Raw genomic sequence first — 26,162 nt, 5'->3', positions numbered from 1 at the left:
AGCCCTTGAGATAATTATTGTCCCAAGGGCTTATTTTTTTACTGTAAGAGTCTATTTTATAAGTCTTTTTCCTATCTTTGTACGCAAATTTAAAAGAGATACATGAAGTTTTCAGAACTACATTTAAATGGCGATGTGCTGGAGGCACTGGATGCCATGCGCTTTGAAGAGTGCACCCCCATACAAGAAAAATCAATTCCCGTCATACTCGAAGGTCGAGATTTAATAGCAGTGGCACAAACCGGAACGGGAAAAACAGCCGCATATTTGTTGCCTATATTGAACAAACTTTCAGAGGGCGGACACCCTGCCGATGCCATCAATTGCATTGTCATGGCTCCTACCCGCGAGTTGGCGCAACAGATAGACCAACAGATGGAAGGTTTCTCTTATTTCATGCCGGTTTCCAGCGTGGCTGTGTATGGCGGTAATGACGGAATACTGTTCGAGCAGCAGAAAAGAGGGTTGACACTGGGTGCTGATGTCGTTATTGCTACCCCGGGGCGTTTGATAGCCCATCTTAGCCTTGGTTATGTAGATCTTTCCCGTGTCTCTTATTTTATTTTGGATGAAGCAGACCGGATGCTGGATATGGGATTCTATGATGACATTATGCAGATTGTCAAGTTTCTCCCTAAAGAGCGGCAGACCATTATGTTCTCTGCTACCATGCCTGCCAAGATACAACAGTTGGCTGGCAACATTCTGAACAATCCCGCCGAAGTGAAGTTGGCGGTTTCCAAACCAGCGGAAAAGATTGTGCAGGCAGCCTATGTCTGCTACGAGAATCAGAAGCTGGGCATCATCCGTAGCCTCTTTGCAGAGGAGACGCCGGAACGCGTCATCATCTTTGCTTCTTCCAAACTGAAAGTGAAGGAAGTGACCAAAGCCTTGAAGCAGATGAAACTGAACGTTGGTGAAATGCACTCCGATTTAGAGCAGGCACAGCGCGAAGAAGTGATGTACGAATTCAAGGCAGGACGTATCAATATCCTGGTAGCTACAGATATCGTTGCGAGAGGTATTGATATCGATGACATCCGTCTGGTGATAAACTATGACGTTCCCCACGACAGTGAAGATTATGTGCACCGCATCGGACGTACGGCGCGTGCCAATAATGACGGCGTAGCCATCACTTTCGTTTCCGAAAAGGAGCAGGGGAACTTTAAGAATATCGAAAAATTCCTGGATAGGGACATCTATAAGATACCGGTTCCCGAGGAGCTGGGCGAAGCCCCCGAATACAAGCCGAGAGCATTTGACGGAGGAAGACGGGGCGGCCGTGGAAACGGACGTAAGCCAGGAGGAAACAAGAACGGCCGTAACAACAGTAAAGGTGGAAAGCCCAGAGCCAAACGTCCACAGAATGGCGGCGAGAAGAAATAAACATTGTGGTGAAGAAAAGAAATAGAAAAAGCGGATTTATTCCGCTTTTTCTATGTTCATTGTATTGTCAAAACCAATAATCATATTTACCAAATTGTATACGGAACTTTCGGGTATGCCGAGGGTTGCCTGATAATGGTACCCCTTACTATCCACACCCATGAAATTCATATCGGCAAGAATGGCCTGGTCCAGCATTTCGGCAGGGAATATATCCGCAAACATCTTTTTAGTGATGTCCTGGCCATAAAGCATCTTCTTCCCTTCGTATACACAGATGTGGATTACATTATCATAATACACATTGTCCACACTGATTCCATTTTCAGAATAGGAAGTCTTGAAAACCTTCATCTTTGAGGGGTTGATATATACATATCCCCTATATCTTGTATTCTTGTATGTTACGATACTGTCTTTCTTTATCACTTCCGGAGTAGTAGAAATGACCTCCACTTCTCGACTGGTGAAAACCAAAGAATCTTCCGCATTCTCTGATTTATGCAGTTTAATTACTTCGTCGGCCAGCGAGTGGAACCAGAAGCTGTATTCCGTTTGACGGTCTATCTTATAGGCCACCGGTTCATTGCTGTATATGTAGATTGTATCGTGAACAACCTTGAAAGGTACGGGAGCGCTTTGCGGGTTGGCATAATATACCGTATCCCCTTCGATGCGCATCAACGGCATTTCTGTTTCATCGTTCACCCAGATGCCTTGTAACAGTTGTTTTGCAATGAGGTCTTCCTTTACGGAAACCTCTCCTGTTTGTCTGTTGCTGCATGAGGCCAATGAGACAACAAGTACAATGAGAATCGCACTTCCTTTTATTGTCATAACGTCCCTATTTATTTCTTTTCTTTTTTCTGCAACTTTATTTTCCGATGCAATGATATGTGAAACCTTGTTCTTCCATATCTTTCTTGTCATAAATGTTACGTCCGTCCAATACCAACGGCTGCTCCATAGTTTTCTTGATGACTGCCCATGAAGGCAGGCGGAATTCTTTCCATTCGGTCACCAGCATCAGTGCATCTGCATCCAGCGCAGCATCATACATATCTGTCGCATAATAAATACTTTCTCCTATGCGGCGTCGGCATTCGTTCATGGCAGCCGGGTCGTAGGCACGTACTTTACAACCGGCCTTCAGCAACTCGTCAATCAATACCAGAGCCGGGGCTTCACGCATGTCATCTGTTTCGGGTTTAAAGGCCAGCCCCCAAATGGCAATGGTCTTTCCCTCCAAATCATTATTGAAATGCTTCTGCAACTTTTCGAATAAGATACTCTTCTGTTTCTCGTTCACCTCCTCTACTGCATGGAGTACACACATCTTGTAGCCGCTCAGTTCAGCCGTTTTAATCAGTGCCTTTACATCCTTAGGGAAGCATGAACCGCCGTAACCTATCCCCGGATAGAGGAACTTGCGTCCGATACGGGTATCCGAACCGATACCACTGCGCACCATGTTTACATCCGCTCCCACCAATTCGCACAAATTGGCAATGTCGTTCATGAAGCTGATGCGGGTGGCAAGCATGGAGTTAGCTGCATACTTTGTCATTTCTGCAGAAGGGATGTCCATAAAGATGACACGGAAGTTGTTCAGCAGGAATGGTTTGTAGAGCTTGCTCATTATCTTCTTGGCTCGTTCGGACTCTACTCCCACCACTACACGGTCGGGACTCATAAAATCGTTGATAGCATTACCTTCTTTCAGAAACTCGGGATTCGAAGCGACATCGAAGTCAATGTTCATCCCTCTCTTATCAAGTTCTTCTTGAATGGTAGCCCGCACTTTTCTGGCAGTACCTACGGGAACGGTACTTTTGGTTACCACCAACACATATTTCTGCATATTGCGTCCAATGGTGCGGGCAACTTCCAGCACATAGCTCAAGTCGGCACTTCCATCCTCATCGGGTGGTGTACCTACGGCACTGAATACCACTTCCACCTCATTCAGACAACTCTCCAGAGACGTGGTGAATTGCAGGCGTCCTGCTTTCACATTCCGGCTAACCATTTCTTCCAGTCCATTTTCATAGATAGGAATAACACCCTTTTTCAGTGACTCTATCTTTTCACTGTTCGTGTCTACGCAAATAACGTTGACACCGATTTCCGCAAAGCAGGTTCCGGTTACCAAACCGACGTATCCTGTACCGACAATGGCTATTTTCATATTTTATTCATAATAGACCGCATCCTTGAACGATACGGCATGTCCGTCTTTATCTGATAATAGAAGCTGTTCCGTAGCAACGGGCCATTCAATACCGATGGTTTCGTCGTCAAAACGGATGGATGCCTCGGATTGTGGTGCGTATACGTTGTCTACCTTGTATGTAAAGACAGCTTCATCGCTCAGCACCAGAAAACCGTGGGCAAAACCACGCGGAATGAAGAATTGTCTTTTGTTCTCCTCACTTAGCTCCACACTGACATACTTTCCGAAAGTGGGAGAAGATTTTCTTAAGTCGACAGCCACGTCCAGCACTTTTCCCTTAATGACACGTACCAGTTTGGCCTGGCTGCAATCACCCTTCTGGTAATGAAGACCACGTAATACACCGAAAGAGGATTTGGACTCATTGTCCTGGATGAAGTGAACGTTTCCGACATGTGCACGGAACTCTTCTTCCTTAAATGCTTCCATAAAGTATCCGCGGGCATCATGGAATACTTTCGGCTCAATCAGCCATACGCCGTCAATCTCTGTTTGTATGTAGTTCATTTTCTTAAAATGTTTTATGTACTTTCAGTTGGAATCCAAAATTGTCTCCATATATCTCTCCCATATCCAATGCAAGGGACGCGTTGAAGCACCAGCCCTTCCATTTACGGGGAATATAGTAAAACGATGCAAAAGTAGAAAAATTTTCTAATATATCGGGTATTGGACGATGAGGAGTTCCCCAAGTTCTGTTGTGGGACAATTTTGCCACATATCTCCACTCACTGCTGATGTCGCCGCTCCATCCCAGATGCAGGGCCTTAACGCGATTGTACTTGAAACTCATATCGCCATCCTTATTATAGATAGGCGATGCTATCAACGGATTGGCTATCGCCATACCCCAATGTGCCCATCCTGGGTAGTAACCGTTGTTGTAGTAGTTGTCGGCTCCTCCGGTCTTACCTACTACAGAATTTTGCAAACCGTGCAGTGGACCGCTCATATTGGTAGTCTGGAGATATTCGATAACGATTCCGTTGATGGCTTGTCTATGGTTGGATTTATATTCCACACCCCATAAGCCATCCCAACCGTTGAGTTTGGCCATGGCGGAGAAGTCATCAAAATGATTGTCCAGATAGGCGCTGATGGAGAAATCTTCCTTAGGACGATAAGTCATTTTGATATATTCGCTACCCAGAAAATTGCCTTGGAAAGCCAGATGTTCACCTACCGGTCCGTCCTCACGCCCGTGGCCGGGGAAGAATACGCGTACGTAATCCTTCCATCCGTTGCCCAAGTCTCCCGATTCGGAACCTCCAATCTTGTATCCTCCGAATTGGGTGTCGAGGGTCATTCCGAGTTCCAGTTGCCATTTTCCTTTGGGTATACCGATACGCAGGAACCCTTCTTTATGATGGTATTTGATACTCTTGGTGTACCAGTATTTTTCTCCGACTTGCTCCCGCTGGTATTTGTTATCTGTAAACCATCCGTACGAGATTTCTCCTTTCAGGCCTAAACGGGGTAGCAACTGTACATACTCGGGTATGCCTATCTGTACTTGTGGGATGGGACGCGCATTACCCGACCAGGTCATGCCGCCACTGCTCAGCTCTTGATTCAGCAATGGAGAATTCTGTTCCCGGCTTCCGGCAAAGAATCCAAACCACTTGTAACGGATGTCTACGTAAGCCTGCTGTACAATGAAGGAGGTCGTGCTGAATCCGGCTGCTGCAACCAAATCCAGTGCTTCTTCAAACTTCCATTTTCCAAGTTGGTGTTTGTAGGATATTCCTCCACGTATGTAAGTATTGTTGTCGAGCGAAGTGAGTCCTTGCTGGTTGCTGACCTGCCAAAGAGGAGTATTGTCACCGGTATGCAGGGCTGCTCCATATTCTACGAATGAGGACAGCTGCTGTGCCAGCATCGTGTTCTTTCCTATGAACAAGAAAACCATCAGACAGAAAATAATACGCATAATAGTCTTTTGTTAAGTGTTTAGGTTTGTATACTCTTGCGAGGACAATTGTCTTTCTATTCTTGACGAGTATAGTTAAACGGTACAAAAGTAGAAATTTTTCCGGTAAAAATTCCTTCTCTTGCCAAAAAACCTTTTTCAAATACATTTTCAATGTGCAATGTTCATAATTTGTTGATAAGAAAAAAGCTCTGAAACTAGCGTATATCCGATATTTCCGCTACTTTTGTAGCATGATTGAATTAGCACAGCACATAGAAGTATTGTTATTGGAGAACGATTGTGTCATTGTTCCCGGTTTGGGAGGATTTGTAGCTCATTATACTCCGGCAATGAGAGTAGCGGAAGAGAATGTTTTTCTGCCCCCTACCCGTATTATCGGTTTCAATCCTCAACTGAAGATGAATGACGGCTTACTTGTACAATCCTATATGGCTGTCTATGATACTGATTTTTCTGATGCTACGCGGATTGTAGAAAAAGAAGTGGCGCATATATTCACTGCTCTCCATGAAGAAGGTAAGGTGGATTTGCCCAACATTGGCGAATTGCGTTACTCCATTCATGGTATTTATGACTTTGTTCCCTATGACCACAAGATAACCACTCCTTACTTATATGGGTTGGATAGTTTTGAAATGCAGGAACTGGCGGAACTGAAGAAACCGTACATGGAAAAGACCATCCGTTATTCTGTTCCAGTTGTGCCGGAAGACAAAAAGCGAAGGTTTGAGATTAAATTCAACCGTTCCTATTTGTCGAATGCGGTTGCCATGATTGCAGTGGTTGCCTTGTTTTTCTTTTTGTCTACACCGATAGAGAATACGGAAGTGGTTGAAGGAAATTATGCGCAATTACTTCCGAATGAACTTTTTGAGATGATAGAAAAGGAATCCCTTGCCATTAATCCGATTGTTGTTAGCCGGAAGGCCGACACTCCGAAAGCGTCGGCTCAAAAAAACACGGGGCAGAAGGCAAAGAAAAAGGTGGTTCCGGTTGCCGTAAGAGAGGTTAAGGTGGGCCAAGCTAACGCGCAGAATGCTCCGGTTGTTTCTCAGCCTAAGCAGCAGGCGGCAGAAGTGTCCTCTTCAACATCTGTAACAACAAAGAGTGAAATTCAAAAGACCACAGCAGGGACTGTCGCCCCGTCACTTGTCTCTGCACAGAAATACCACGTCATCATTGCCAGTGTAGGTACTGAGAAGGATGCCGAAGCAATGGCAAAGCAACTGATTGAAAAAGGTTACCCTCATGCAAAAGCAATTGTTGGAGATGGTAAAATGCGTGTCAGCATTGAGTCTTGTGGCACAGAAACAGAAGCATATCAGGCATTGAACAGAGTTCGCCAGAATGAAACGTATAAGAACGCTTGGGTATTAAAGAAGTAGAAAGTAATCTACCCTTGCTTTATTTTTTAATTCTTTAATTTTTAACTATCATGAAGCGTATCCGTTGTCCCAAATGTGAGAATTACTTAACATTCGATGAAACCAAGTATACCGAAGGCCAATCACTGGTCTTTGTATGTGACCAGTGTAAGAAGCAGTTCAGTATCCGTTTAGGTAAATCAAAGATGAAAGCCCCTCAAAAGGAAGAACGTCCGGATGAAGCGGAGTTTAAAGAGGCTTTTGGCAGCATCACGGTCATTGAGAACGTGTTTGGTTTTAAGCAGGTACTTCCATTGCAAGAAGGTGACAATATCATAGGCCGGCGTTGCGTGGGGAATGTTATCGATGTGCCGATTGAGACTTCGGATATGAGTATGGACCGGCGTCACTGTATCATTAATGTAAAGCGTAATAAGCAGGGAGTGTTGATTTATACCTTACGCGATGCTCCCAGCCTGACGGGAACTTTCCTTAATAATGAAATTTTGGGTGACAAAGACCGTATTCGCATTGAGGATGGAGCCATTGTAACTATTGGTGCCACTACTTTTATATTGCGGGCAGCAGAGCAGGAAAGCCTTTAGACAAAAAAGAAAACTGTGGCTTAATTATTTCCCATCAAATGTGGTATAAATAAAGCAGACCGTATAAAAACTCCTTTTGTACGGTCTGCTTGTTTAAAATCATAGGAATTAAAGAATACCTTTTACTGTTTCCTGCATGCCTTTTTCTTGGATGGATTTTAAGAAGCAGGTAATCATGTCTGTCAATCCTGGAACGGTATTCAAGTCTCCGTGTTCCCCCCAGATAAGGTCTTTGGCTGCCAATACGCCTTCTGCCACTTTGCGGGTATCCCCCGTTGCCCAAAGGTCTTTCAATAACTGCATGATTTCGGGAGCATCATTCGGGATGATTTCTGTGCCGTCTGCGCGGGTACCTCCTTTGTAGTACGTGATGATGGCAGCCAGTCCCAATACCAGACCTTTCGGCAGTTCTCCTTTACGTTTCAAGTAGGTTTTCAGGCCAGGAAGGTCACGGGTTTGGTATTTAGGGAAAGAGTTCAGCATAATACTGGTTACGGCATGGTCAACAAACGGATTGTTGAAGCGCTCCAATACATCTTCTGCAAACTTTTTCAATTCGTTTTTCGGCAGGTTCAACGTTTCCATCAGCTCGTCAAACATCACTTTATGGATGTATTGTCCGATTATAGGATGCTGGCAGGCATCGCGTACAATATTTACCTCCGACAGATAGGCTACTGGAGACAATACGGTATGAGGTCCATTCAGCAAGGTTACTTTTCTTTCGTGGTAAGGTTCTTCAGAAGGAACAAACAATACATTCAGTCCGGCTTTGTCGGCAGGGAATTCTTCGGCGACTTCTTGCGGAGCCTCGATGACCCATAAATGGAAAATTTCAGCCTGCACTACCAGATTGTCATCGTACTGTATCTTTTCTTTTATAGCGGCAATGTCTTTGCGGGGGAATCCTGGAACGATACGGTCCACCAGTGTTGCATACACACCGCAGGCTTCCTCAAACCAAGCTCTGAACTCATCACCCAATTGCCATAATTCAATATATTGATAGATTGCCTCCTTCAACTTGTGGCCATTCAGGAAGATGAGTTCGCAAGGGAAGATAATCAGTCCTTTGCTCTTGTCGCCGTTGAATGTCTTGAAGCGGTGATACAACAGCTGTGTCAGTTTGCCCGGATAAGAAGACGCCGGTGTATCTGTCAGCTTACAAGCAGGGTCAAAGGCTATACCTGCTTCCGTCGTGTTGGAAATGACAAAACGCATTTCCGGTTGTTCGGCCAATTTCATGAACTCATCGTTTTGAGTATAGGGGTTTAAGGCACGGCTGATTACATCTATCATAGTCAGACTGTTGATGGTTTCTCCTTTATCCAGACCTTGCAGATTTACATGATAAAGGTCATCCTGGGCATTCAGCATGTTAACCATACCTTTATCGATGGGTTGGACTACTACCACATTGCTGTTGAAATCGGTCTTTTGATTCATGTTATAAATAATCCAATCCACAAATGCGCGAAGGAAATTACCTTCGCCAAACTGGATAATGCGTTCCGGGCGTTGTGCTTTGGGAGCAGTTTCTTTGTTTAATGCTTTCATTTAAAAAATGATTTAAATGGTTGATATGTAATTTTTTAATTATTCAAACTCAAAGTAAAAGTCTATGTTTTCCTTCATCAATATGTCGATGGGCATGTATTTCACTGCAGTGACCGGTCTTTTAAATACCACGTGGTTGCATAAAGTCTTTACGCCACAATAGCCTTGCAGGCCTGGACGTTGACCGATGAGAAAGGTTACTTCACCGGTTTTCAGGAGCTCTGTATTTTTGTGTAAAAGGTCATATCCCACAAGTCCTGCCAGCTTCCACCCCTTTTCGTGCAGATAACTTGCCACTTGATAAACACGGGAATTAAAAACAGCTCCCAGTACGGCTTGGGGATGTTCTTTAAAAAAAGCATCCAATATCCGTCTGTTGCCATCAGTATCTTCCTTGTGCAACACAATGTCATGGATAGTCAAATCCTTATGTTCCTCGGAAAGGTATTGCATGAACCCCTCGAGGCGGCGTTGCATCTGGATTTCTGCCGGATTGTTTTTCTGATTGCTCAGGAATAACACAAGCTCCTGCCCTTTTTCATAGCTACGCATCAGAATCTTGGCAGCAATGTATCCGCTGGTTTTGGAATCTTGTCCGATATAACACAAGGCATGCGTCTGTTCAATATTGAAGTCTATGAATGCATAGGGAATATCCGCTTCCTCCAAATAAGTAGTGAGTTTTATGGTCTCCTCTCGGAAATTCGGGGCAACAAGTACGGCGTCGGCATTTTCCTCCCGGAGCACAGCACATGCTTCTTTATAGGAGGATTTGTCCGCATGCCGATAGTACAGATAGCTAACCCCAACATTGAACGGCCGTAATTCTTGTGCGGCACGGTCAATTCCCGCTGCTACAGCATGCCAATAATCATGTTCTATATAATAAGGTATAATGCAGACAATATGATAGCGCTTTTTAGCCGCCAGCCCGATGGCAAACATATTGGGATGATAATCTATCTCGTCGAGTACTTTCTGGACTTTTTCCCTACTGGAAACGGATACGTCTCCGCGGTTGTGCAGTACGCGGTCTACAGTGCCGGCAGAGACGCCGGACATGCGTGCTATGTCTTTAATGGTATAGTTCTTGTTTTTCATCTTGAGGTATGCTGCCTAAGGCAGTAAAGGTGAGACGTCTGAAGCTTAAATATTATAAATATTCGCCGCAAAGATACGAATTATTTTGTTTCTCCAAGTAAAATTTCTACTTTTGTGTTCGATAACGGTTAATAAAACTAAAAACAATTATACGACCTATTAGCTTTACAATCAATACTATATAGGTGTAATAAATAGAAAGTAATATTTTTAGATACTTAAAACACAAGAAGATGAAAAACTTTATGGACGGAAATTTTCTGTTGCAAACGGAAACATCACAGAAGTTGTACCACGAGCATGCGGCTAAAATGCCGATTATCGACTATCATTGTCACTTGATTCCTCAAATGGTGGCGGAAGACTATCAATTTAAGTCACTGACTGAGATTTGGTTGGGAGGTGACCACTACAAGTGGCGTGCCATGCGTACCAATGGTGTGGACGAACGTTTCTGTACCGGTAAGGATACTACAGATTGGGAAAAGTTTGAGAAGTGGGCCGAAACGGTACCTTATACTTTCCGTAATCCGTTGTATCACTGGACCCACCTTGAATTGAAGACCGCTTTTGGAATCGATAAAATTCTCAATCCTCATACGGCCCGTGAAATTTATGATGAATGTAATGAGAAGTTGAAACAGCCTGAATATTCCGCCCGTGGCATGATGCGCCGTTATCATGTGGAAGTGGTTTGTACTACAGATGATCCTATTGATTCCTTGGAATACCATATCAAGACACGTGAGAGCGGCTTTGAAATCAAGATGTTGCCTACTTGGCGTCCGGATAAGGCAATGGCGGTGGAAGTTCCTGCCGATTTTCGCGCATATGTAGAAAAGTTGGCCGAAGTGAGCGATGTGGCTATTTCCTGCTTTGACGATATGGTTGCTGCCTTGCGTAAGCGTCACGATTTTTTCGCGGAACAAGGATGTAAACTGTCTGACCACGGAATTGAAGAATTCTATGCCGAGGATTATACAGGAGCGGAAGTTAAGGCTATCTTTAACAAGGTATATGGCGGTACTGGATTGACGAAGGAGGAAATTCTGAAATTCAAGTCGGCCATGCTGGTTGTGTTCGGCGAAATGGATTGGGAGAAAGGTTGGACACAACAGTTCCATTATGGTGCTATTCGCAACAACAATAGTAAGATGTTCAAACTGTTAGGTCCTGATACCGGTTTTGATTCCATTGGCGAATTTACTACAGCAAAAGCTATGGCTAAATTTCTCGACCGCTTAAACTCCAATGGTAAGCTGACCAAGACTATTCTTTATAATTTGAATCCATGCGCCAACGAAGTCATTGCTACTATGCTGGGTAACTTCCAGGATGGTACGGTTGCCGGTAAGATTCAATTCGGTTCCGGTTGGTGGTTCCTTGACCAGAAGGATGGTATGGAAAAGCAGATGAATGCCCTTTCTGTACTGGGCTTATTGAGCCGATTTGTTGGTATGCTGACCGATTCCCGTTCCTTCCTCTCCTATCCGCGCCATGAATATTTCCGCCGTACATTGTGTAATCTTGTAGGCCGTGATGTAGAAAATGGTGAAATTCCTATTTCCGAGATGGAACGCGTAAACCAGATGATTGAAGATATCAGCTATTATAACGCTAAGAATTTCTTCCAATTCTAAAAAGCAATAGTAAGCTATAAGTTATGCAGTTTCACCCATAACTTATAGCTTATCTAATATTTCTTTGATACTATCCAATCGTATAAAATTGGGATGTCGTATTTCCCCTTCATGTTGCTCGTATGCCCAAGTCACGTGGTATGGTACATGGGCAGCGTATCCCCCAAGTTCCAATACCGGAAGTATGTCTGATTTTACAGAATTACCTATCATCAGGAGTTTTTCAGGCGGACAGCCCAATGTATCAATCAGCCTCTGGTAATCATCGATTTTCTTGTCACTCATAATTTCGATATGATGGAAATATTCTCGCAGTCCGGAAGCTTCTATTTTTCTTTTCTGGTCGAACAAGTCCCCCTTAGTGGCCAACACCAATTTATATTTCCCATGAAGTGACGATATGGTCTCCTTCACGCCTTCCAGTAGTGTAACCGGTTTCTGCAGAAGCTCTTGTCCCCATCCTATTACTTCTTCTATAAGATGCATATTCCCGTTTCCGTCTGTCACTTTGCAGATGGTTTCAGTCATACTGAGCATTATGCTCTTCAGCCCATAGCCATACATATGCAGATTCTTCATTTCTGTTTCAAAAAACCTTTGTGATATGGATGAAGCAGGCAGATATTGCCTTAAAAGGTTACAGAATTTGTGCTCGAACTCTTGAATATAAAGTTCGCTTTCCCACAGTGTGTCATCAGCGTCAAAAGCTATAAATTCGATTTTATCTTTCATGAATGGTCGTTTTATAAAAGCGTCCAAAGATACGGAGTATTCTATATAAATGAAAAGATAAATAGTGATAAATGGGAAGTTAATATCTTGTCTGCAACTTATTAATATTGTGTTTGCAGAAAATTAATATCTTGCAAACACGATATTAATTTCCTATTTTTGCACTTATTTTTTCATTTAATACATAAATTTTAATCGTACAAAAGGATGATGACATCACCCCAACCCGCTTCCAAAGGCTTCAGCAGAGCTTTCTGGGTAAGCAGTACAGTAGAACTGTTCGAACGCATGGCATATTATGCCGTATTTATTGTTCTTACCATTTATCTTTCCAATATTTTAGGTTTCAATGATTTTGAGTCAAGCATGATTTCCGGTCTGTTTTCGGGAGGGCTCTATTTGTTGCCTATCTTTACGGGCGCATATGCCGATAAGATAGGTTTCCGAAAGTCGATGATTATTGCTTTCTCACTGCTTTCCATCGGGTATTTGGGTTTGGGATTGCTTCCCACCCTACTGGAAGCAGCCGGTCTGGTGGAGTATGGCGAGACAACCCGTTTTTCAGGATTGCCGGATAGTAATGACCGCTGGATAATTGTCCCCGTGTTGTTTGTTATCATGGTAGGAGGTTCGTTCATCAAGTCTATCATATCGGGATCGGTGGCTAAGGAAACAACAGAGGCTACCCGTGCTCGCGGCTATTCCATCTTCTATATGATGGTGAATATAGGAGCTTTTACCGGAAAAACGGTGGTCGATCCTCTACGGAATGTTATCGGTGAGCAGGCTTATATTTATATCAATTACTTCTCGGCTGCCATGACGGTGCTGGCATTATTGGCTGTCATTTTATTGTATAAATCGGCACATACAGCAGGTGAAGGGAAAAGCATGCGTGAAATTGGACAAGGTTTTCTACGTATTATCACTAATTGGCGTTTGTTGATTCTTATCCTCATCGTAACCGGCTTTTGGATGGTACAGCAACAACTCTATGCAACTATGCCCAAATATGTCATCCGCATGGCGGGTGAAACAGCCAAACCGGGGTGGATAGCCAATGTAAACCCGTTTGTAGTGGTTTGCTGCGTAAGTTTTATCACCCGGTGGATGGCAAAGCGCACAGCTATTACTTCTATGAATATAGGCATGTTTCTTATTCCGGTATCGGCATTGCTGATGGCATGCGGTAATTTGCTGGGTAACGATATTATTTCCGGCATGAGCAATATTACTTTGATGATGGTGCTTGGTATTGTTGTGCAAGCTTTGGCAGAATGTTTTATCTCACCGCGTTATCTGGAATACTTCTCTTTGCAGGCCCCCAAGGGCGAAGAAGGTATGTACCTCGGTTTCAGCCATCTTCATTCATTCCTCTCTTCTATTTTCGGATTCGGTATTGCGGGGGTGCTTCTGACAAAATATTGTCCTGATCCAGTCTTGTTTGAAACCCGCGAAGCGTGGGAAGCAGCCAGTGTCAATGCACATTATATCTGGTATTATTTCGCTGCTATAGGATTGGTTGCGGCAATAGCATTATTCGTTTTTGCCAAAACTACCGAATTCATCGACAAAAAGAAGAAGGCATAAGGTTTATATATTGCATACTTTTTGTATATTTGCCGTCACTTTTTTTTAAAGCGACGGCTTTTTTGTAATTAAGGAGATTAGGATGAAAGTAAAATTTATAAGCCTTGCCAGTGGAAGTAGCGGCAACTGCTATTATATAGGCACAGAAAAATATGGAATACTCATCGACGCCGGCATTGCAGTACGGACGATAAAAAAAGGACTGAAGGAAGCAGGTATCAGCATGGAAATGATACGTGCGGTATTTGTTACGCACGATCATGCAGATCATATTAAAGCGGTAGGTGGATTGGGTGAGAAACAGAATATTCCTATTTATACAACTGCCCGGATTCATGAGGGTATCAACCGGAGCTATTGCATGACAGAAAAGTTATATTCGTCTGTCCGTTACCTGGAAAAGCAGCAACCCATGCAGTTGGAAGATTTTCATATCGAATCTTTTGAGGTACCTCATGACGGCACGGACAATGTGGGCTATTGTATTGAGATAGACGGAAAAGTGTTTGCTTTTCTTACAGACCTTGGTGAAATTACTCCTACGGCCGCAGAATATATCAGAAAGGCAAATTATCTGATATTGGAAGCCAACTACGATGAGGAAATGTTACGCATGGGTACCTACCCCCAATACCTGAAAGAACGGATTACCAGCCGCACCGGACACATGAGTAATATTGCTACTGCTGAATTTCTTTCGGAAAATATGACGGAACATTTACAGTATATTTGGCTTTGCCATTTGAGCAAGGACAACAATCATCCTGAATTGGCATATAAAACAGTGGAATGGAAATTAAGGGAAAAAGGAATTATCGTAGGAAAGGATGTACAGTTGTGTGCTTTGAAGCGTACTACTCCTTCTGATTTATACGAGTTTGAATAAAAAAATCCCATTCCATCGCAAAAAACACCCCGTTTTGTTTGCACGAATAAAATAAAAGGACTACTTTTGCACCCGCAAACAAGAAATAAGGAATGCACTCTTAGCTCAGTTGGTAGAGCAACTGACTCTTAATCAGTGGGTCCAGGGTTCGAATCCCTGAGGGTGTACTTAAAAAAGGAACAATGACTGTTGTTCCTTTTTTAATTTGTCTTAACAAGAACATGCTTTGATGGGTATAAGCTCCTCATACGGAATCACTAGTAAATATATATGAGGATGATACATTATTTTTCGTTAGTCCGCATAATAAATTCTTCAGAAGTTTGTTTTTATGCCTTTGCCCTCACCCGCTTGCCGCCTCTTCCGTCACATTCGAAAATATATGTCAGAAAATGAAAGTAGGAAGAAAACTTTTATTTCCTTCTACTCGTATATCTATATTTTGTATATTTGTACACACATCAATGATTTTAAACTAAAAGAAAAACAATATGGATAAAGATTCAAAGCAAGTAGTGGTTCTTCTGACACATCCCAATATAAAAGAGTCGCGAGCTAACAAGGCATTGATGGATGCTATTAGTGACATGGGAGAGGTGGCCATATACAATTTATATGAGATGCGTGTGGAAGATGCTTTTAATGCAGAGATATGGAGCACTATCATATCGCATGCATCTGCGCTTGTATTTCAGTTTCCGTTCTATTGGATGTCGGCTCCTTCTTTATTGAAGAGATGGTTGGATGAAGTATTTACTTATCTGGCAAAAACTCCTGCTGTGGCTGGTAAGACATTGATGGTGGTCACTACTGCCGGCTCTGAACATGATGCTTATAGAAGCGGAGGAAGAAATCGTTTTACGGTGGATGAGTTGTTAAGACCTTATCAAGCAAGTGCTGTACATGCCGGAATGGTATGGCAAACTCCTCTTATAGTCTATGGAATGGGGACCTCGGAAGCTAGTAAAAATATAGCAGAAGGGATAAATTGCTATAAGCAAAGAATTGAAGCATTGGTGAAGAAAGACATTTCCAGTGATAATTGGTAATAGTAGGACCATATCGAAATGGAACATTCTTTTTCATTTTTTGAATGTTTGTTTTTCTCTTTATCTTTTTCTAAAATCCTGATTATAAGCAATAAATAAAATATTGTATGAGTTGGCATATTTCTTGTGTTAACTCATACATGAAATTTTATATTATATCAAACAGATTACCCGTTAAGGTTACCAAAGAGGATGAAACGTTCGTGTTTTCATGAAGTGAAGGTGGACTGGCTACCGGTTTGGACTCACTTCAGATTTCCTACGAAAAACATTGGATTGGATGGCCTGGAATATGCGTTGACAACGAAGAAAGTAAAAAGGAAATCACTTCTAGATTGGAAGGAATAAATTTTCACCCAGTATTCTTGTCCGAAACACAGATAAAGAATTATTATGAAGGCTATAGTAATAGTACTATTTGGCCATTATGTCACTACTTTTTTGTTTATACGCTATATCGGAACTCTTTCTGGCAATCGTATCAGGAAGTGAACCAGTTGTTCTGCGATGCCATTTGCCGCGTGATACATCCAGGTGACAAGGTGTGGATTCAAGACTATCAGCCAATGCTGCTTCCCGGAATGCTTCGGAAGGTTTACCCGAATTTGAATATCGGATATTTCCATCATATCCCTTTCCCTTCCTATGAACTTTTCCGGATATTACCGGAACGTGCAGAAATCCTGAAAGGATTATTGGATGCTGACTTTATAGCTTTCCATACTTATGACTATATGCGGCATTTTATCAGTGCTGTCAAACGGGTACTGCGTATTGACTTTAAACTGGACGAAGCACAACTCGGGAATAGAGTAGTTGAGACCGATGCTCTTCCTATGGGAATCAACTACGGACTGTATCACAATGCTTCTTCCAGACCGGAAGTACGGCGGGCGATAGACCGTACACGGAAATTTTTCGGAAATCATAAGTTGATTCTTTCTGTAGACCGCTTGGATTATAGTAAAGGCATTCTGCACCGTTTATTTCTTTCGTTTTTAATTCCATTGAATGATGATATCTTTCTTTTTTTCTTTATTTTTGCATAAAGAAAATTTCACTATTTCGGCAGTTGTTTTGTACTCATATCGCTGATATAGAATGTTTAGGAACTCAAAATAAAGGATTATCATGTTACGGAAGATTAGACTGACTTTTGCAATGATTTGTTTTGCACTCATCACCTTGCTGTTCCTTGATTTTACGGGAACGTTGCATGGGTGGTTCGGCTGGTTAGCCAAAATCCAGTTTTTGCCGGCTGTATTGGCGCTGAATGTGGGAGTGATATTGTTTCTTGTAATTCTCACTTTGGTATGCGGGCGTATCTATTGTTCTGTGATTTGCCCCTTAGGGGTATTTCAGGATATACTGGCATGGCTGGGCCGGCAACCTAAAAAACGCAGGAAGCTTCCTTACTCTTATTCTCCGGCCTTATCTTGGCTGCGCTATGGCGTATTGGGTGTGTTTATCATTGCTTTGATTGCCGGAATTGGTTCATTGGCTGCTCTACTTGCACCCTATAGTGCATACGGACGTATTGCCAATAATCTTTTTCAACCTATATGGCAATGGGGCAACAATCTGCTTGCTTATCTGGCTGAACGGGCAGACAGTTATGCCTTTTATGAAACGGATGTATGGTTGAAGAGCCTGCCGACTTTTATTATTGCTGCCGCTACTTTGGCTGTGCTTGTTGTTCTGGCCGGACGCAACGGACGAACCTATTGTAATACGATTTGCCCGGTAGGAACGGTCTTGGGCTTCCTTTCACGTTATTCGCTTTTCCGCATCACAATAGATTCGGAAAAGTGCAACCAATGCAGTCTTTGTTCACGCAACTGCAAGGCAGCCTGCATCAACTTTAAGGAGCATCAGATTGATGCAAGCCGGTGTGTGGTTTGCATGAACTGCATTGAGAAGTGCAAGCATGGAGCCATTTCCTACAAGTATCATCCTTTCGGTAAACCTGCTGCGGGCAAGGCAGATTCGGAACAGATAAACGAAACCCGCCGCAGTTTTTTCACAGCAACGGCTCTGGTTGCAGCCACTTCTGTTTTAAAAGCGCAGGAAAAGAAAGTAGACGGAGGACTGGCAGCCATTGAAGATAAGAAGATTCCTGAGCGAAGCACTCCCCTCACTCCTCCCGGCTCATTGAGTGCCCGCAATATGGCGCAACACTGCACGGCCTGCCAGCTCTGTGTGTCGGCATGTCCCAATCAGGTTCTTCGTCCTTCTGCAGACTTAAGGAAATTGATGCAACCGGAAATGTCATACGAACGCGGCTATTGTAGACCGGAATGTACAAAATGTTCGGAGGTATGTCCTGCAGGGGCTATCCGTCCGATAACCAAAGCTGATAAATCATCCGTTCAGATAGGGCATGCCGTGTGGGTAAAGAAAAATTGCATACCACTGACGGATGGTGTGCAGTGTGGCAACTGTGCACGCCATTGTCCGACGGGAGCCATACAAATGGTGCCGAGTATACCTGAAGACAAGGATTCTCCAAAGATTCCGGTAATCAATGTGGAGCGTTGTATCGGCTGCGGGGCATGTGAGAATCTTTGTCCGGCCCGTCCGTTCAGTGCCATCTATGTGGAAGGACATGAAAGACATCGAATTATATAACAAAGTAGAATTTCTATAAGTATGGAAGAACATCATAAAAACAATATGAACCGTCGTGATTTCTTGAAGATAGTGGGAATTACAACCGCCACATCTACTGCTGCCCTCTATGGATGTGGTTCTAAGGAAGGAAGCAGTGAAGGCAGTAAAGTATTGGGCCCCATTCCGACGGATAAAATGACCTATCGTAGTTTTCCTGGTTTGGGGAGTGACAAAGTTTCTATTTTAGGATACGGCTGTATGCGCTGGCCTACCGTTCCTGCTCCGGATGGAAAAGGGGAAATGATAGACCAGGATGCTGTAAACGAACTGGTGGATTATGCCATTGCCCATGGCGTGAATTATTTCGATACGTCTCCGATGTATGTACAAGGATGGAGTGAGAAGTCTACGGGAATAGCTCTGAAACGCCATCCACGCGAATCGTTCTATCTTGCCACCAAACTATCCAATTTTCATCCTGATACCTGGACTCGCGAGGGTTCCATCGCCATGTACCGTAAGTCGTTCGAGGATATGCAGGTGGACTATATAGACTACTATCTGCTACACATGATTGGTGGCGGTGGCATGGAGCAATTCCGCAAACGCTACATAGACAACGGTATGATTGATTTTCTTGTCAAGGAGCGTGAAGCAGGACGCATCCGCCGTTTGGGATGGTCGTTCCACGGAGATATCGAAGTCTATGACTATGCCTTGCAGATGCATGACCGTGGTGAAGTTCATTGGGACTTTGTACAAATACAGTTGAATTATGTGGACTGGAAACATGCTTCGGGCAGCAACTTCAAGGCAGAGTATCTGTATGACGAGCTGGCCAAGCGTAAGATCCCTGCTGTCATTATGGAGCCTCTGCTGGGTGGGCGGCTCTCCAATGTCCCCGACCATATTGTGGCACGGCTGAAGCAGCGCGAACCCGAACGCAGTGTGGCGTCTTGGGCATTCCGTTATGCCGGTTCTCCCCAGGATGTACTGACAGTGCTGAGCGGCATGACTTATATGGAACATTTGCAGGATAACATCCGTACTTACTCTCCATTGGTACCACTCACAGAAGAGGAAACTCAGTATCTGTATGATACGGCAGATTTGATGATGGAGTACCCCACCATACCTTGCAACGACTGCAAGTACTGCATGCCTTGCCCGTATGGAATTGACATTCCTGCCATCTTGATACATTACAATAAATGTGTCAATGAAGGAAATGTGCCGGAAAGCAGCCAGGATGAGAATTATCGGAAAGCACGCCGTGCTTTTCTCGTAGGATATGACCGAAGTGTACCCAAACTGAGGCAGGCCGACCATTGTACCGGGTGCAACCAGTGTTCTCCGCATTGCCCGCAAACGATTGATATTCCCAAAGAACTGCATCGTATTGACAAATTTGTAGAACAGTTGAAACAAGAGACTTTATAAAATGGAGAGTATCATTGACATACTGCACAAGGGAGGATACTCTTGTGTTATGAAGAACCGGGAGGAAGTCCGTACTTTCACCCAACGGGGAGTAGCGGATTTGTATGATTTGTACCAGGCAGATTCTGCATTTATGAAGGGGGCTGCCATTGCCGATAAGGTTATAGGGAAAGGTGCCGCTGCTTTGATGGTACTGGGAGGCTTTAAAACGGTCTATGCCGATATAATCAGCACTCCTGCGCTGGCATTGCTGTGCGAAGCAGGAATTGAAACGACTTTTGCCCAAGAGGTTCCCCATATCATTAACCGTGACAAGACCGGCTGGTGCCCGTTGGAGACGGCTTGCATGGAGCTGAATACGGTAGAGGAGATGTATCCGGTGATTCAGAATTTTATATCAAGAATCAGGGCAAAATAGCAACAGCCTGCTCTCTTTCCCTGATTACCTGATGCCTTTCTCTTCCAGCATCTTGAAGTCTTCCTTGAGCATACCGACATCATCCAGTGTGCGGGCTTCATTGTGGTCGTTCAGATAGACTCTGGGTCTTTCGATAAACAGAGCGCTGGTGACAGATAAAGAGTCATTCCGGTATGGGGTCTCCACTCCACCTATTTCCAGCATTGTCTGGAAGAATGAGGCACTGGAAGATACATTCTTCTGCCTATTGGCTTGTGCGGCCTCCAATAACGATGGGTATCTCTGCCGGTAGTTGTCGGACATCCAAATAAAGAATGGCACATGTATCTGATAATAGGAAGGTACCGGTGAGGCATGCAGAAAGAGATGCCGGTTGTCATCGAAAATATCTTCTCCATGGTCTGAAGTGTATATCAGGGCAGAATTGACATGTTGTTCTTGAAGCATATCTATCAGACGAACCAGAAAATTATCCGTGTAGCGGATAGAATTGTCATAGGCATTAATCAGGTTGTCTTTGTATTTCACTTCCGCATCAACGGGCATGTCCGGCAGGAAGAAAGCCTGCTCTGCCGGATAGCGCTCTTTATAATTGAAATGAGAACCGTAAGTGTGGAGAACTATAAATTGCCTGGAAACTCCTTTGCCCAGTTCTTTTGCTACCAGTTTCAACAGTTCGTTATCAGAGGGGTTGTAATTGGAATCCCCCACATCTTCTTTAATGAAATCATACGTGTCGGCTTCTTTGCCGAAGAAGTCTATAAATGAGTGGTTATAACGCTGGTTCGAGAAAAAGGCGGTCTGGTAACCGGCTTCCTTGAATGCTGTGATAATCCCTTTCTGATAATAGATGGAATCAAAACTGGAAGCACTGACCGGCGACAGCAACATCGGAACACTCTTGTGGGTAGTGTTTGATTCTGTCAGCACATGGCTGAAAGCTGTCAGTCCGCCAATGCCCGACAGTCCCGGGTTAGTCTCCCGTTCGTAGCCGTACAAAGCCCAGTTGCATGCCCGTGAGGTTTCTCCCACCACCATTACATATACTTCCCTTTCATCAGCCTGATGAGTACTTCTAGCATGAAAGGTAAAATCTTTAGAGGTCTTGTGATAATTCCGCGTCTGGGCCGTCCGTTGAAAAGCAAGTGCTATGTTGTAGCATACGTTGGCAGGATACAGTTCGGATTTCGGCTCATACCGGTTATCTGTCAAATAAGCAGTGCCTAAGGATAATATTCCGGCAGACAACACATACAGAGTGCGACGGCGAGCTTGCCGGATGAATGCTTCGGACAGTCTGCGTTTGTGTACAATGGATATGGTTGCCAGAATTAATGCAGGTATATAGAGCACTACCACAATAACGATGGCAGGTATCAGATTGTCCAGCAGTTCCAGCGCCTCGCTCGAATTGGTTGTCACCAGATTCAGAAACATATCCACTGCGATAATGGACTGACCGAAAAGATACAGCAATACAAGCTGGAAGGCTCCGAAGAAGATGAACGGAAATAGCAGCCAGAATGTCCTGCCACAGTTTCTCGACCAAGCCATTACAGCATAATATATAGAAAGGGGTAGCAGGATATTACATATCTTTGCCGTCCATGATATGGGTTCTGTAAAGCATAGCACTACATTGGGCACTATCAGAATGACCAGAAACAGATAGAACAAATGTTCCTGATTGTCGAACCATTTTTTTATGTCTCTAAAAAGCTTCATTGATATTGAATATAAATCCGGTCTGGTGTTTGCCAAAACCTAAATCCAAACGTACGTTTACTCTCTTTTTGAACTCCCAGCGGTAGCCGAAACCATAATTAGGAAGAATATGCCTGGCCTCCAATTCCGAGAAATTCGGGAATATGGTTCCCGCCCCTACCCATACGGCAACTCCATTTCGCTTCCATACATGTTGGCGTAGTTCCAGCTGGGCATCCATTGCACACTTGTCACGGTAGCGCCCCTCATAATAGCCACGCATAGAATAGGAACTTCCCAATGTTGCCATCAGTCCCCAGGGCGGATTTCCGTAGTTCAGCAGAGTATGGAACTGGCCTGCCAACACCCCACCCTTCCACACGGACTGGTAATAGCTGGTCGTCAGTTCCGTATTGCTGAATGCATATTTATTTCCCAAAAAGGCCGGACTGAAGCGCTGGTCTATCCGTAGGTAATATCCTTTATAGGCATTTGTCAGAAAATCGCGTGAATCATACAACAAGGAAAACCCCAAGCTCACGTTGGTGCTACGCGCTTTCATTCCTTTCCATAATTCCGGTTTTTCAAAGTCATGTCCATACACGTAATCAAATGCTGTCATCGGACCGATATAAAAGTTACGTGCCATCCGGAACATGAAGTCCACCTTAACCTGCGCCTGAAAGCGATCGTATTCACTCTCATTGTCATCATTGGCTCCATTGTCATATCCTTGTCCCCAGTAAAGGCTTGGGAAAGAATAGAAATACAGATTGTAGTTCAACCGGTATTTGTCTTGGGGAAACAGATGGTTTCCACGTACTCCCAGCAAATAGAATCCCACTGTGGAGACATCCCCATACAGAGAGACATTGGACGGAGGGAGAATACTATCGTTCCGGTCGGTACGGTAGAGTCCTGCCGCCACCAGTCCGATTCCAAATTTGGTGTCACTGGAATAATGAGGCCCGCCTATAATGCTGAAATCAAATTTCTTGTTTTTCTTTTCTTTGTTGGCATCGTTGAAGTAATTCAAAATTTTTCCGAAAAAACTGCGTTTCTTGGGAAGCGAGTCTATCGGATACGTAGAAATTGAGTCCACAGAGTTTTTTGCTTCTGCAAGGTGTGTTTGTGCATGAACAGCCGTTTCTGTAATCAGCATCAATATTGGTAATATCCATTTTGTCAATTTAGTGTCCATTTACTTGTAGAAAACTTCCGTGGCAAAGTTAGTTTTTATGTTCTTCATTACAACAATGTTACTGTTCTTTTTGTTTCCAATTTTTCTCTTTTAATGTTCATTTCTACATTGCATGTGGGGTTTACTCTTTTTAACTACATCATTTATAGAACTTTCCTCGATTTATACTGTTATTTTAATATTACAAAGAACAACATGATATTGAATTATGAAAACAGCAATGGACATTCCCGATAAAGAGGGACAGAAACGACTGGTAATCGTAGGCGGCGGCTTTGGCGGATTAAAGCTGGCACGAAAATTGAAAAGCAACAAGTTTCAGATAGTTTTACTGGATAAGAATAACCATCACATCTTCCAACCGTTACTCTATCAAGTGGCCACAGCAGGTATTGAACCGAGTGCCATATCATTCCCATACCGAAAAATCTTCAAAAAAAGAGAGCATTTCCATATACGTATTTGTGAAGCACAGCAAGTCTTCCCGGAACACAATCTGCTGGAGACTTCCATCGGCACGCTGGCATACGACTATTTGGTCATTGCCACCGGCTGCAACACAAATTATTTTGGAAACGACGGGCTGGAGAAACAGACCATGGCACTAAAGAATACTTCGGAAGCCTTGTTCAACCGAAACCAGATATTGGATAGTTTTGAACAAGCCCAGAACACCGGTAATAAAGAAGAGCGCAGGCGTCTGATGACCTTTGCCATTGTAGGCGGTGGAGCTACGGGAATAGAGTTGGCTGGTGCTTTGGCCGAGATGAGGAAGTTTGTCCTTCCTCAAGACTATCCGGACTTGAATATCAATGAGATGCGTATCATCTTGTTGGATGGCTCTTCCCGGCTCTTGTCTGCTTTTTCAGAAGAGTCTTCCAAAGAAGTGGCCGATTATCTGAAGAAGCGTGATGTGGAAATCAAATTGAATCAACGGGTGATGGGATACGAGAATTATCAATTGGCATTGAATGACGGGACTGCCATCGATACCAAAAATGTATTCTGGGTGGCCGGTGTCAAGGCAAACAGCCTTCAAGGATTGCCTGCCGATGCCTATGGACCGGGAAACCGCTTGAAGGTGGACACTTATAACCGTCTTTCTCAATATCCCAATATTTTCGCTATCGGGGATACGGCCCTTATGATTTCTGAGGAGTATCCCAAAGGACACCCGCAAGTGGTGCAACCAGCCATCCAGCAGGCCCGCAACTTGATAAGGAACTTGCAGCGTGCAGAAACAGGCCTGCCGTTGCAGCCGTTTATATATCAAAACAAAGGCTCCATGGCGACCATTGGCCGCAATCATGCCGTAGTCGAGCTTAAGAAACTGCGTTTTGGCGGTTTTCCGGCATGGGCTGTGTGGCTATTCATCCATTTGATGAGTATTGTGGGTGTAAAGAACCGTCTTTTCATCTTCGTAGACTGGATGTGGAGTTACTTTACCTATGACCCGTCTTTACGGATTATCATCAAACCGTTGAAACGGGAGTAAACTTTTATTGAGTAATATTTGTTATAGTTCATATACGAACTTAAAAACGAATGAATATGTTAAAACGACTTTTATTTCCTGTCAAACCGGACGGAACGGCAACATCTGCTATGCTATTGATTGCAAGAATTGTATTCGGTATATTATTAATGAACCACGGTATCCAGAAGTGGACTAACTTTCAAGAGCTGTCGGCCGTTTTCCCTGACCCGCTGGGTGTAGGCAGTCCGCTGTCTTTAGGACTGGCTATCTTTGGTGAATTGGCATGTTCCATGGCATTCATTATAGGTTTTCTCTATCGTTTGGCTATGATACCAATGGTGTTTACAATGGCTGTTGCCTTTTTTGTAATTCATGGTAATGACCCGTTTGCCACGAAAGAGTTGGCTTTTGTATATCTGGTAGTGTTCATATTGATGTATATCATAGGTCCGGGCAAGTTTGCCGTTGACCGCTGGATAAGAAAAGCTCTTTTCCAAAAGGCTCGTAAATAGACACTTCCGTTTTACTGAAAACAGATTTTAAGCTCAAATAGGATGTATTTTCGTAAAAAATCCTATATTTGCGGATGCTTAAAATAACTCGATGAGCTATAAAGCTAATTAAACACAGTAAAATAAAAAAGAGTGATTATGAAAAAGTTCAATTTGAAGATGGCTGCGACCGTAATGATTTGCGGCTCGTTTCTTTTCAGTTCTTGTATCGGTTCTTTTGGACTGCATAGTAAACTGGTCAGCTGGAATCAAGGTATTGGTACCAAGTTTGTAAACGAACTGGTTTATCTGGCATTCAATATTATCCCGGTATATGGCGTTTGCTATCTGGCCGATGCATTGGTCATCAACTCCATCGAATTCTGGAGTGGTTCAAACCCTATGGCCAGCATTGGTGATGTAAAGAAAGTGAAAGGCGAAAACGGTGACTACCTGGTAGAGACACTTGAAAACGGCTATTCTATCACCAAAGAAGGTGAGACTGCTTCTATGGAACTCATTTACAACAAAGAGTTGAATACTTGGAATGTTGTTGCCGATGGTGTCAGCACAGAATTGCTGCAAATGAACAATGACGGCACTGCACAAATGACCCTTCCGAACGGTGAGGAAATGACAGTGACGCTGGATGCCCAAGGTGTGGCAGCAGCACGTCAGGCGACGATGATTGGCACGTACTACGCTTTTAATTAATGGAAAATTGAAAATGGAAAGTGGCTGG

The 26,162-nt window shown here is 43.7% G+C and carries 22 protein-coding genes, 1 tRNA gene and 1 pseudogene; 15 read left to right on the top strand and 9 right to left on the bottom strand.

What is annotated here, in order from left to right:
- Positions 1–102 precede the first annotated feature (102 nt).
- Complete coding sequence (locus tag ACESTD_RS11680) at positions 103–1,389, top strand: DEAD/DEAH box helicase (RefSeq protein WP_044467634.1); 1,287 nt, start codon at positions 103–105, stop codon at positions 1,387–1,389.
- 36 nt (positions 1,390–1,425) lie between these two features.
- Here ACESTD_RS11680 and ACESTD_RS11675 read toward each other — a convergent pair whose 3' ends face one another.
- The 4 genes from ACESTD_RS11675 to ACESTD_RS11660 are packed head-to-tail and all read right to left on the bottom strand — an operon-like array spanning position 1,426 to position 5,552.
- Complete coding sequence (locus tag ACESTD_RS11675) at positions 1,426–2,226, bottom strand: DUF4738 domain-containing protein (RefSeq protein WP_005837141.1); 801 nt, start codon at positions 2,224–2,226, stop codon at positions 1,426–1,428.
- Between the two features lie 37 nt (positions 2,227–2,263).
- Complete coding sequence (locus tag ACESTD_RS11670; RefSeq protein WP_373158882.1) at positions 2,264–3,577, bottom strand: UDP-glucose/GDP-mannose dehydrogenase family protein; 1,314 nt, start codon at positions 3,575–3,577, stop codon at positions 2,264–2,266.
- Positions 3,578–3,580: 3 nt separating this feature from the next.
- Positions 3,581–4,129 carry a dTDP-4-dehydrorhamnose 3,5-epimerase gene (gene rfbC / locus ACESTD_RS11665; protein WP_005825481.1) on the bottom strand — a complete coding sequence of 183 codons (549 nt, stop codon included), beginning with the start codon at positions 4,127–4,129 and terminating at the stop codon, positions 3,581–3,583.
- 4 nt (positions 4,130–4,133) lie between these two features.
- Positions 4,134–5,552 (bottom strand): capsule assembly Wzi family protein, encoded by a 1,419-nt coding sequence (locus ACESTD_RS11660; protein ID WP_005837139.1) that lies wholly within the window; start codon positions 5,550–5,552, stop codon positions 4,134–4,136.
- A 233-nt stretch (positions 5,553–5,785) separates the two neighbouring features.
- Here ACESTD_RS11660 and ACESTD_RS11655 point away from each other — a divergent pair, with 233 nt between their 5' ends.
- On the top strand, positions 5,786–6,940 hold the full coding sequence (locus ACESTD_RS11655; protein ID WP_005825483.1) for an SPOR domain-containing protein: 1,155 nt from the start codon (positions 5,786–5,788) through the stop codon (positions 6,938–6,940).
- A gap of 50 nt (positions 6,941–6,990) precedes the next feature.
- Complete coding sequence (locus ACESTD_RS11650) at positions 6,991–7,524, top strand: FHA domain-containing protein (RefSeq protein ID WP_005825486.1); 534 nt, start codon at positions 6,991–6,993, stop codon at positions 7,522–7,524.
- Positions 7,525–7,632: 108 nt separating this feature from the next.
- On the opposite strand, the gene ACESTD_RS11645 is transcribed toward ACESTD_RS11650, so the two are convergent.
- Both ACESTD_RS11645 and ACESTD_RS11640 read right to left on the bottom strand, forming a co-directional pair.
- Positions 7,633–9,081, bottom strand: coding sequence for a tagaturonate reductase (locus ACESTD_RS11645; RefSeq protein WP_005837138.1), 1,449 nt, complete (start codon positions 9,079–9,081; stop codon positions 7,633–7,635).
- Positions 9,082–9,120: 39 nt separating this feature from the next.
- Entirely contained in the window at positions 9,121–10,182 is a 1,062-nt protein-coding gene (locus tag ACESTD_RS11640) for a substrate-binding domain-containing protein (protein ID WP_120175585.1), read from the bottom strand.
- A 233-nt stretch (positions 10,183–10,415) separates the two neighbouring features.
- Here ACESTD_RS11640 and uxaC point away from each other — a divergent pair, with 233 nt between their 5' ends.
- Positions 10,416–11,822, top strand: coding sequence for a glucuronate isomerase (gene uxaC, locus ACESTD_RS11635; RefSeq protein ID WP_005837136.1), 1,407 nt, complete (start codon positions 10,416–10,418; stop codon positions 11,820–11,822).
- Positions 11,823–11,864: 42 nt separating this feature from the next.
- On the opposite strand, the gene ACESTD_RS11630 is transcribed toward uxaC, so the two are convergent.
- Positions 11,865–12,554, bottom strand: a complete 690-nt coding sequence (locus ACESTD_RS11630; protein WP_009038423.1) for an HAD family hydrolase — start codon at positions 12,552–12,554, stop codon at positions 11,865–11,867.
- A gap of 207 nt (positions 12,555–12,761) precedes the next feature.
- Here ACESTD_RS11630 and ACESTD_RS11625 point away from each other — a divergent pair, with 207 nt between their 5' ends.
- The 8 genes and pseudogenes from ACESTD_RS11625 (at position 12,762) to ACESTD_RS11590 (ending at position 20,547) form a co-directional block, all read left to right on the top strand.
- Entirely contained in the window at positions 12,762–14,144 is a 1,383-nt protein-coding gene (locus ACESTD_RS11625) for an MFS transporter (protein WP_195288658.1), read from the top strand.
- An 82-nt stretch (positions 14,145–14,226) separates the two neighbouring features.
- A complete protein-coding gene (locus ACESTD_RS11620) occupies positions 14,227–15,030 on the top strand; it encodes an MBL fold metallo-hydrolase (protein WP_025835841.1) in 804 nt (267 codons plus the stop codon).
- Positions 15,031–15,124: 94 nt separating this feature from the next.
- A tRNA-Lys gene (locus tag ACESTD_RS11615) sits at positions 15,125–15,197 on the top strand.
- A 324-nt stretch (positions 15,198–15,521) separates the two neighbouring features.
- A complete protein-coding gene (locus tag ACESTD_RS11610; RefSeq protein WP_057258613.1) occupies positions 15,522–16,079 on the top strand; it encodes an NAD(P)H-dependent oxidoreductase in 558 nt (185 codons plus the stop codon).
- 140 nt (positions 16,080–16,219) lie between these two features.
- Positions 16,220–17,080, top strand: a pseudogene (locus tag ACESTD_RS11605) (trehalose-6-phosphate synthase); the annotation flags it as partial.
- A 130-nt stretch (positions 17,081–17,210) separates the two neighbouring features.
- A complete protein-coding gene (locus tag ACESTD_RS11600; RefSeq protein WP_055288547.1) occupies positions 17,211–18,707 on the top strand; it encodes a 4Fe-4S binding protein in 1,497 nt (498 codons plus the stop codon).
- A gap of 21 nt (positions 18,708–18,728) precedes the next feature.
- The gene (locus ACESTD_RS11595; protein ID WP_009038429.1) at positions 18,729–20,129 is read left to right on the top strand and encodes an aldo/keto reductase; all 1,401 of its coding nucleotides are present in this window, start codon (positions 18,729–18,731) and stop codon (positions 20,127–20,129) included.
- A gap of 1 nt (position 20,130) precedes the next feature.
- The gene (locus ACESTD_RS11590; protein WP_005825513.1) at positions 20,131–20,547 is read left to right on the top strand and encodes a DUF1893 domain-containing protein; all 417 of its coding nucleotides are present in this window, start codon (positions 20,131–20,133) and stop codon (positions 20,545–20,547) included.
- Positions 20,548–20,571: 24 nt separating this feature from the next.
- On the opposite strand, the gene ACESTD_RS11585 is transcribed toward ACESTD_RS11590, so the two are convergent.
- Positions 20,572–22,272 carry a lipid A phosphoethanolamine transferase gene (locus tag ACESTD_RS11585; protein ID WP_005837124.1) on the bottom strand — a complete coding sequence of 567 codons (1,701 nt, stop codon included), beginning with the start codon at positions 22,270–22,272 and terminating at the stop codon, positions 20,572–20,574.
- Positions 22,259–23,452 (bottom strand): BamA/TamA family outer membrane protein, encoded by a 1,194-nt coding sequence (locus ACESTD_RS11580; protein ID WP_008664589.1) that lies wholly within the window; start codon positions 23,450–23,452, stop codon positions 22,259–22,261. Before ACESTD_RS11580 ends, ACESTD_RS11585 begins: the two co-directional genes overlap by 14 nt.
- A gap of 208 nt (positions 23,453–23,660) precedes the next feature.
- Between ACESTD_RS11580 and ACESTD_RS11575 the strand changes: the two genes are divergently transcribed.
- The 3 genes from ACESTD_RS11575 (at position 23,661) to ACESTD_RS11565 (ending at position 26,134) form a co-directional block, all read left to right on the top strand.
- Positions 23,661–24,947, top strand: coding sequence for an NAD(P)/FAD-dependent oxidoreductase (locus tag ACESTD_RS11575; RefSeq protein WP_008664590.1), 1,287 nt, complete (start codon positions 23,661–23,663; stop codon positions 24,945–24,947).
- A 56-nt stretch (positions 24,948–25,003) separates the two neighbouring features.
- Complete coding sequence (locus ACESTD_RS11570) at positions 25,004–25,441, top strand: DoxX family protein (protein WP_005837120.1); 438 nt, start codon at positions 25,004–25,006, stop codon at positions 25,439–25,441.
- Between the two features lie 138 nt (positions 25,442–25,579).
- Positions 25,580–26,134, top strand: coding sequence for a DUF3332 domain-containing protein (locus ACESTD_RS11565; RefSeq protein WP_005837119.1), 555 nt, complete (start codon positions 25,580–25,582; stop codon positions 26,132–26,134).
- Positions 26,135–26,162 lie beyond the last annotated feature (28 nt).

The organism is Bacteroides sp. AR20 (genome assembly GCF_964250605.1).
In the GTDB taxonomy this organism is placed as follows: domain Bacteria; phylum Bacteroidota; class Bacteroidia; order Bacteroidales; family Bacteroidaceae; genus Bacteroides; species Bacteroides uniformis.
This window is presented reverse-complemented; position numbering and strand designations above follow the sequence as displayed.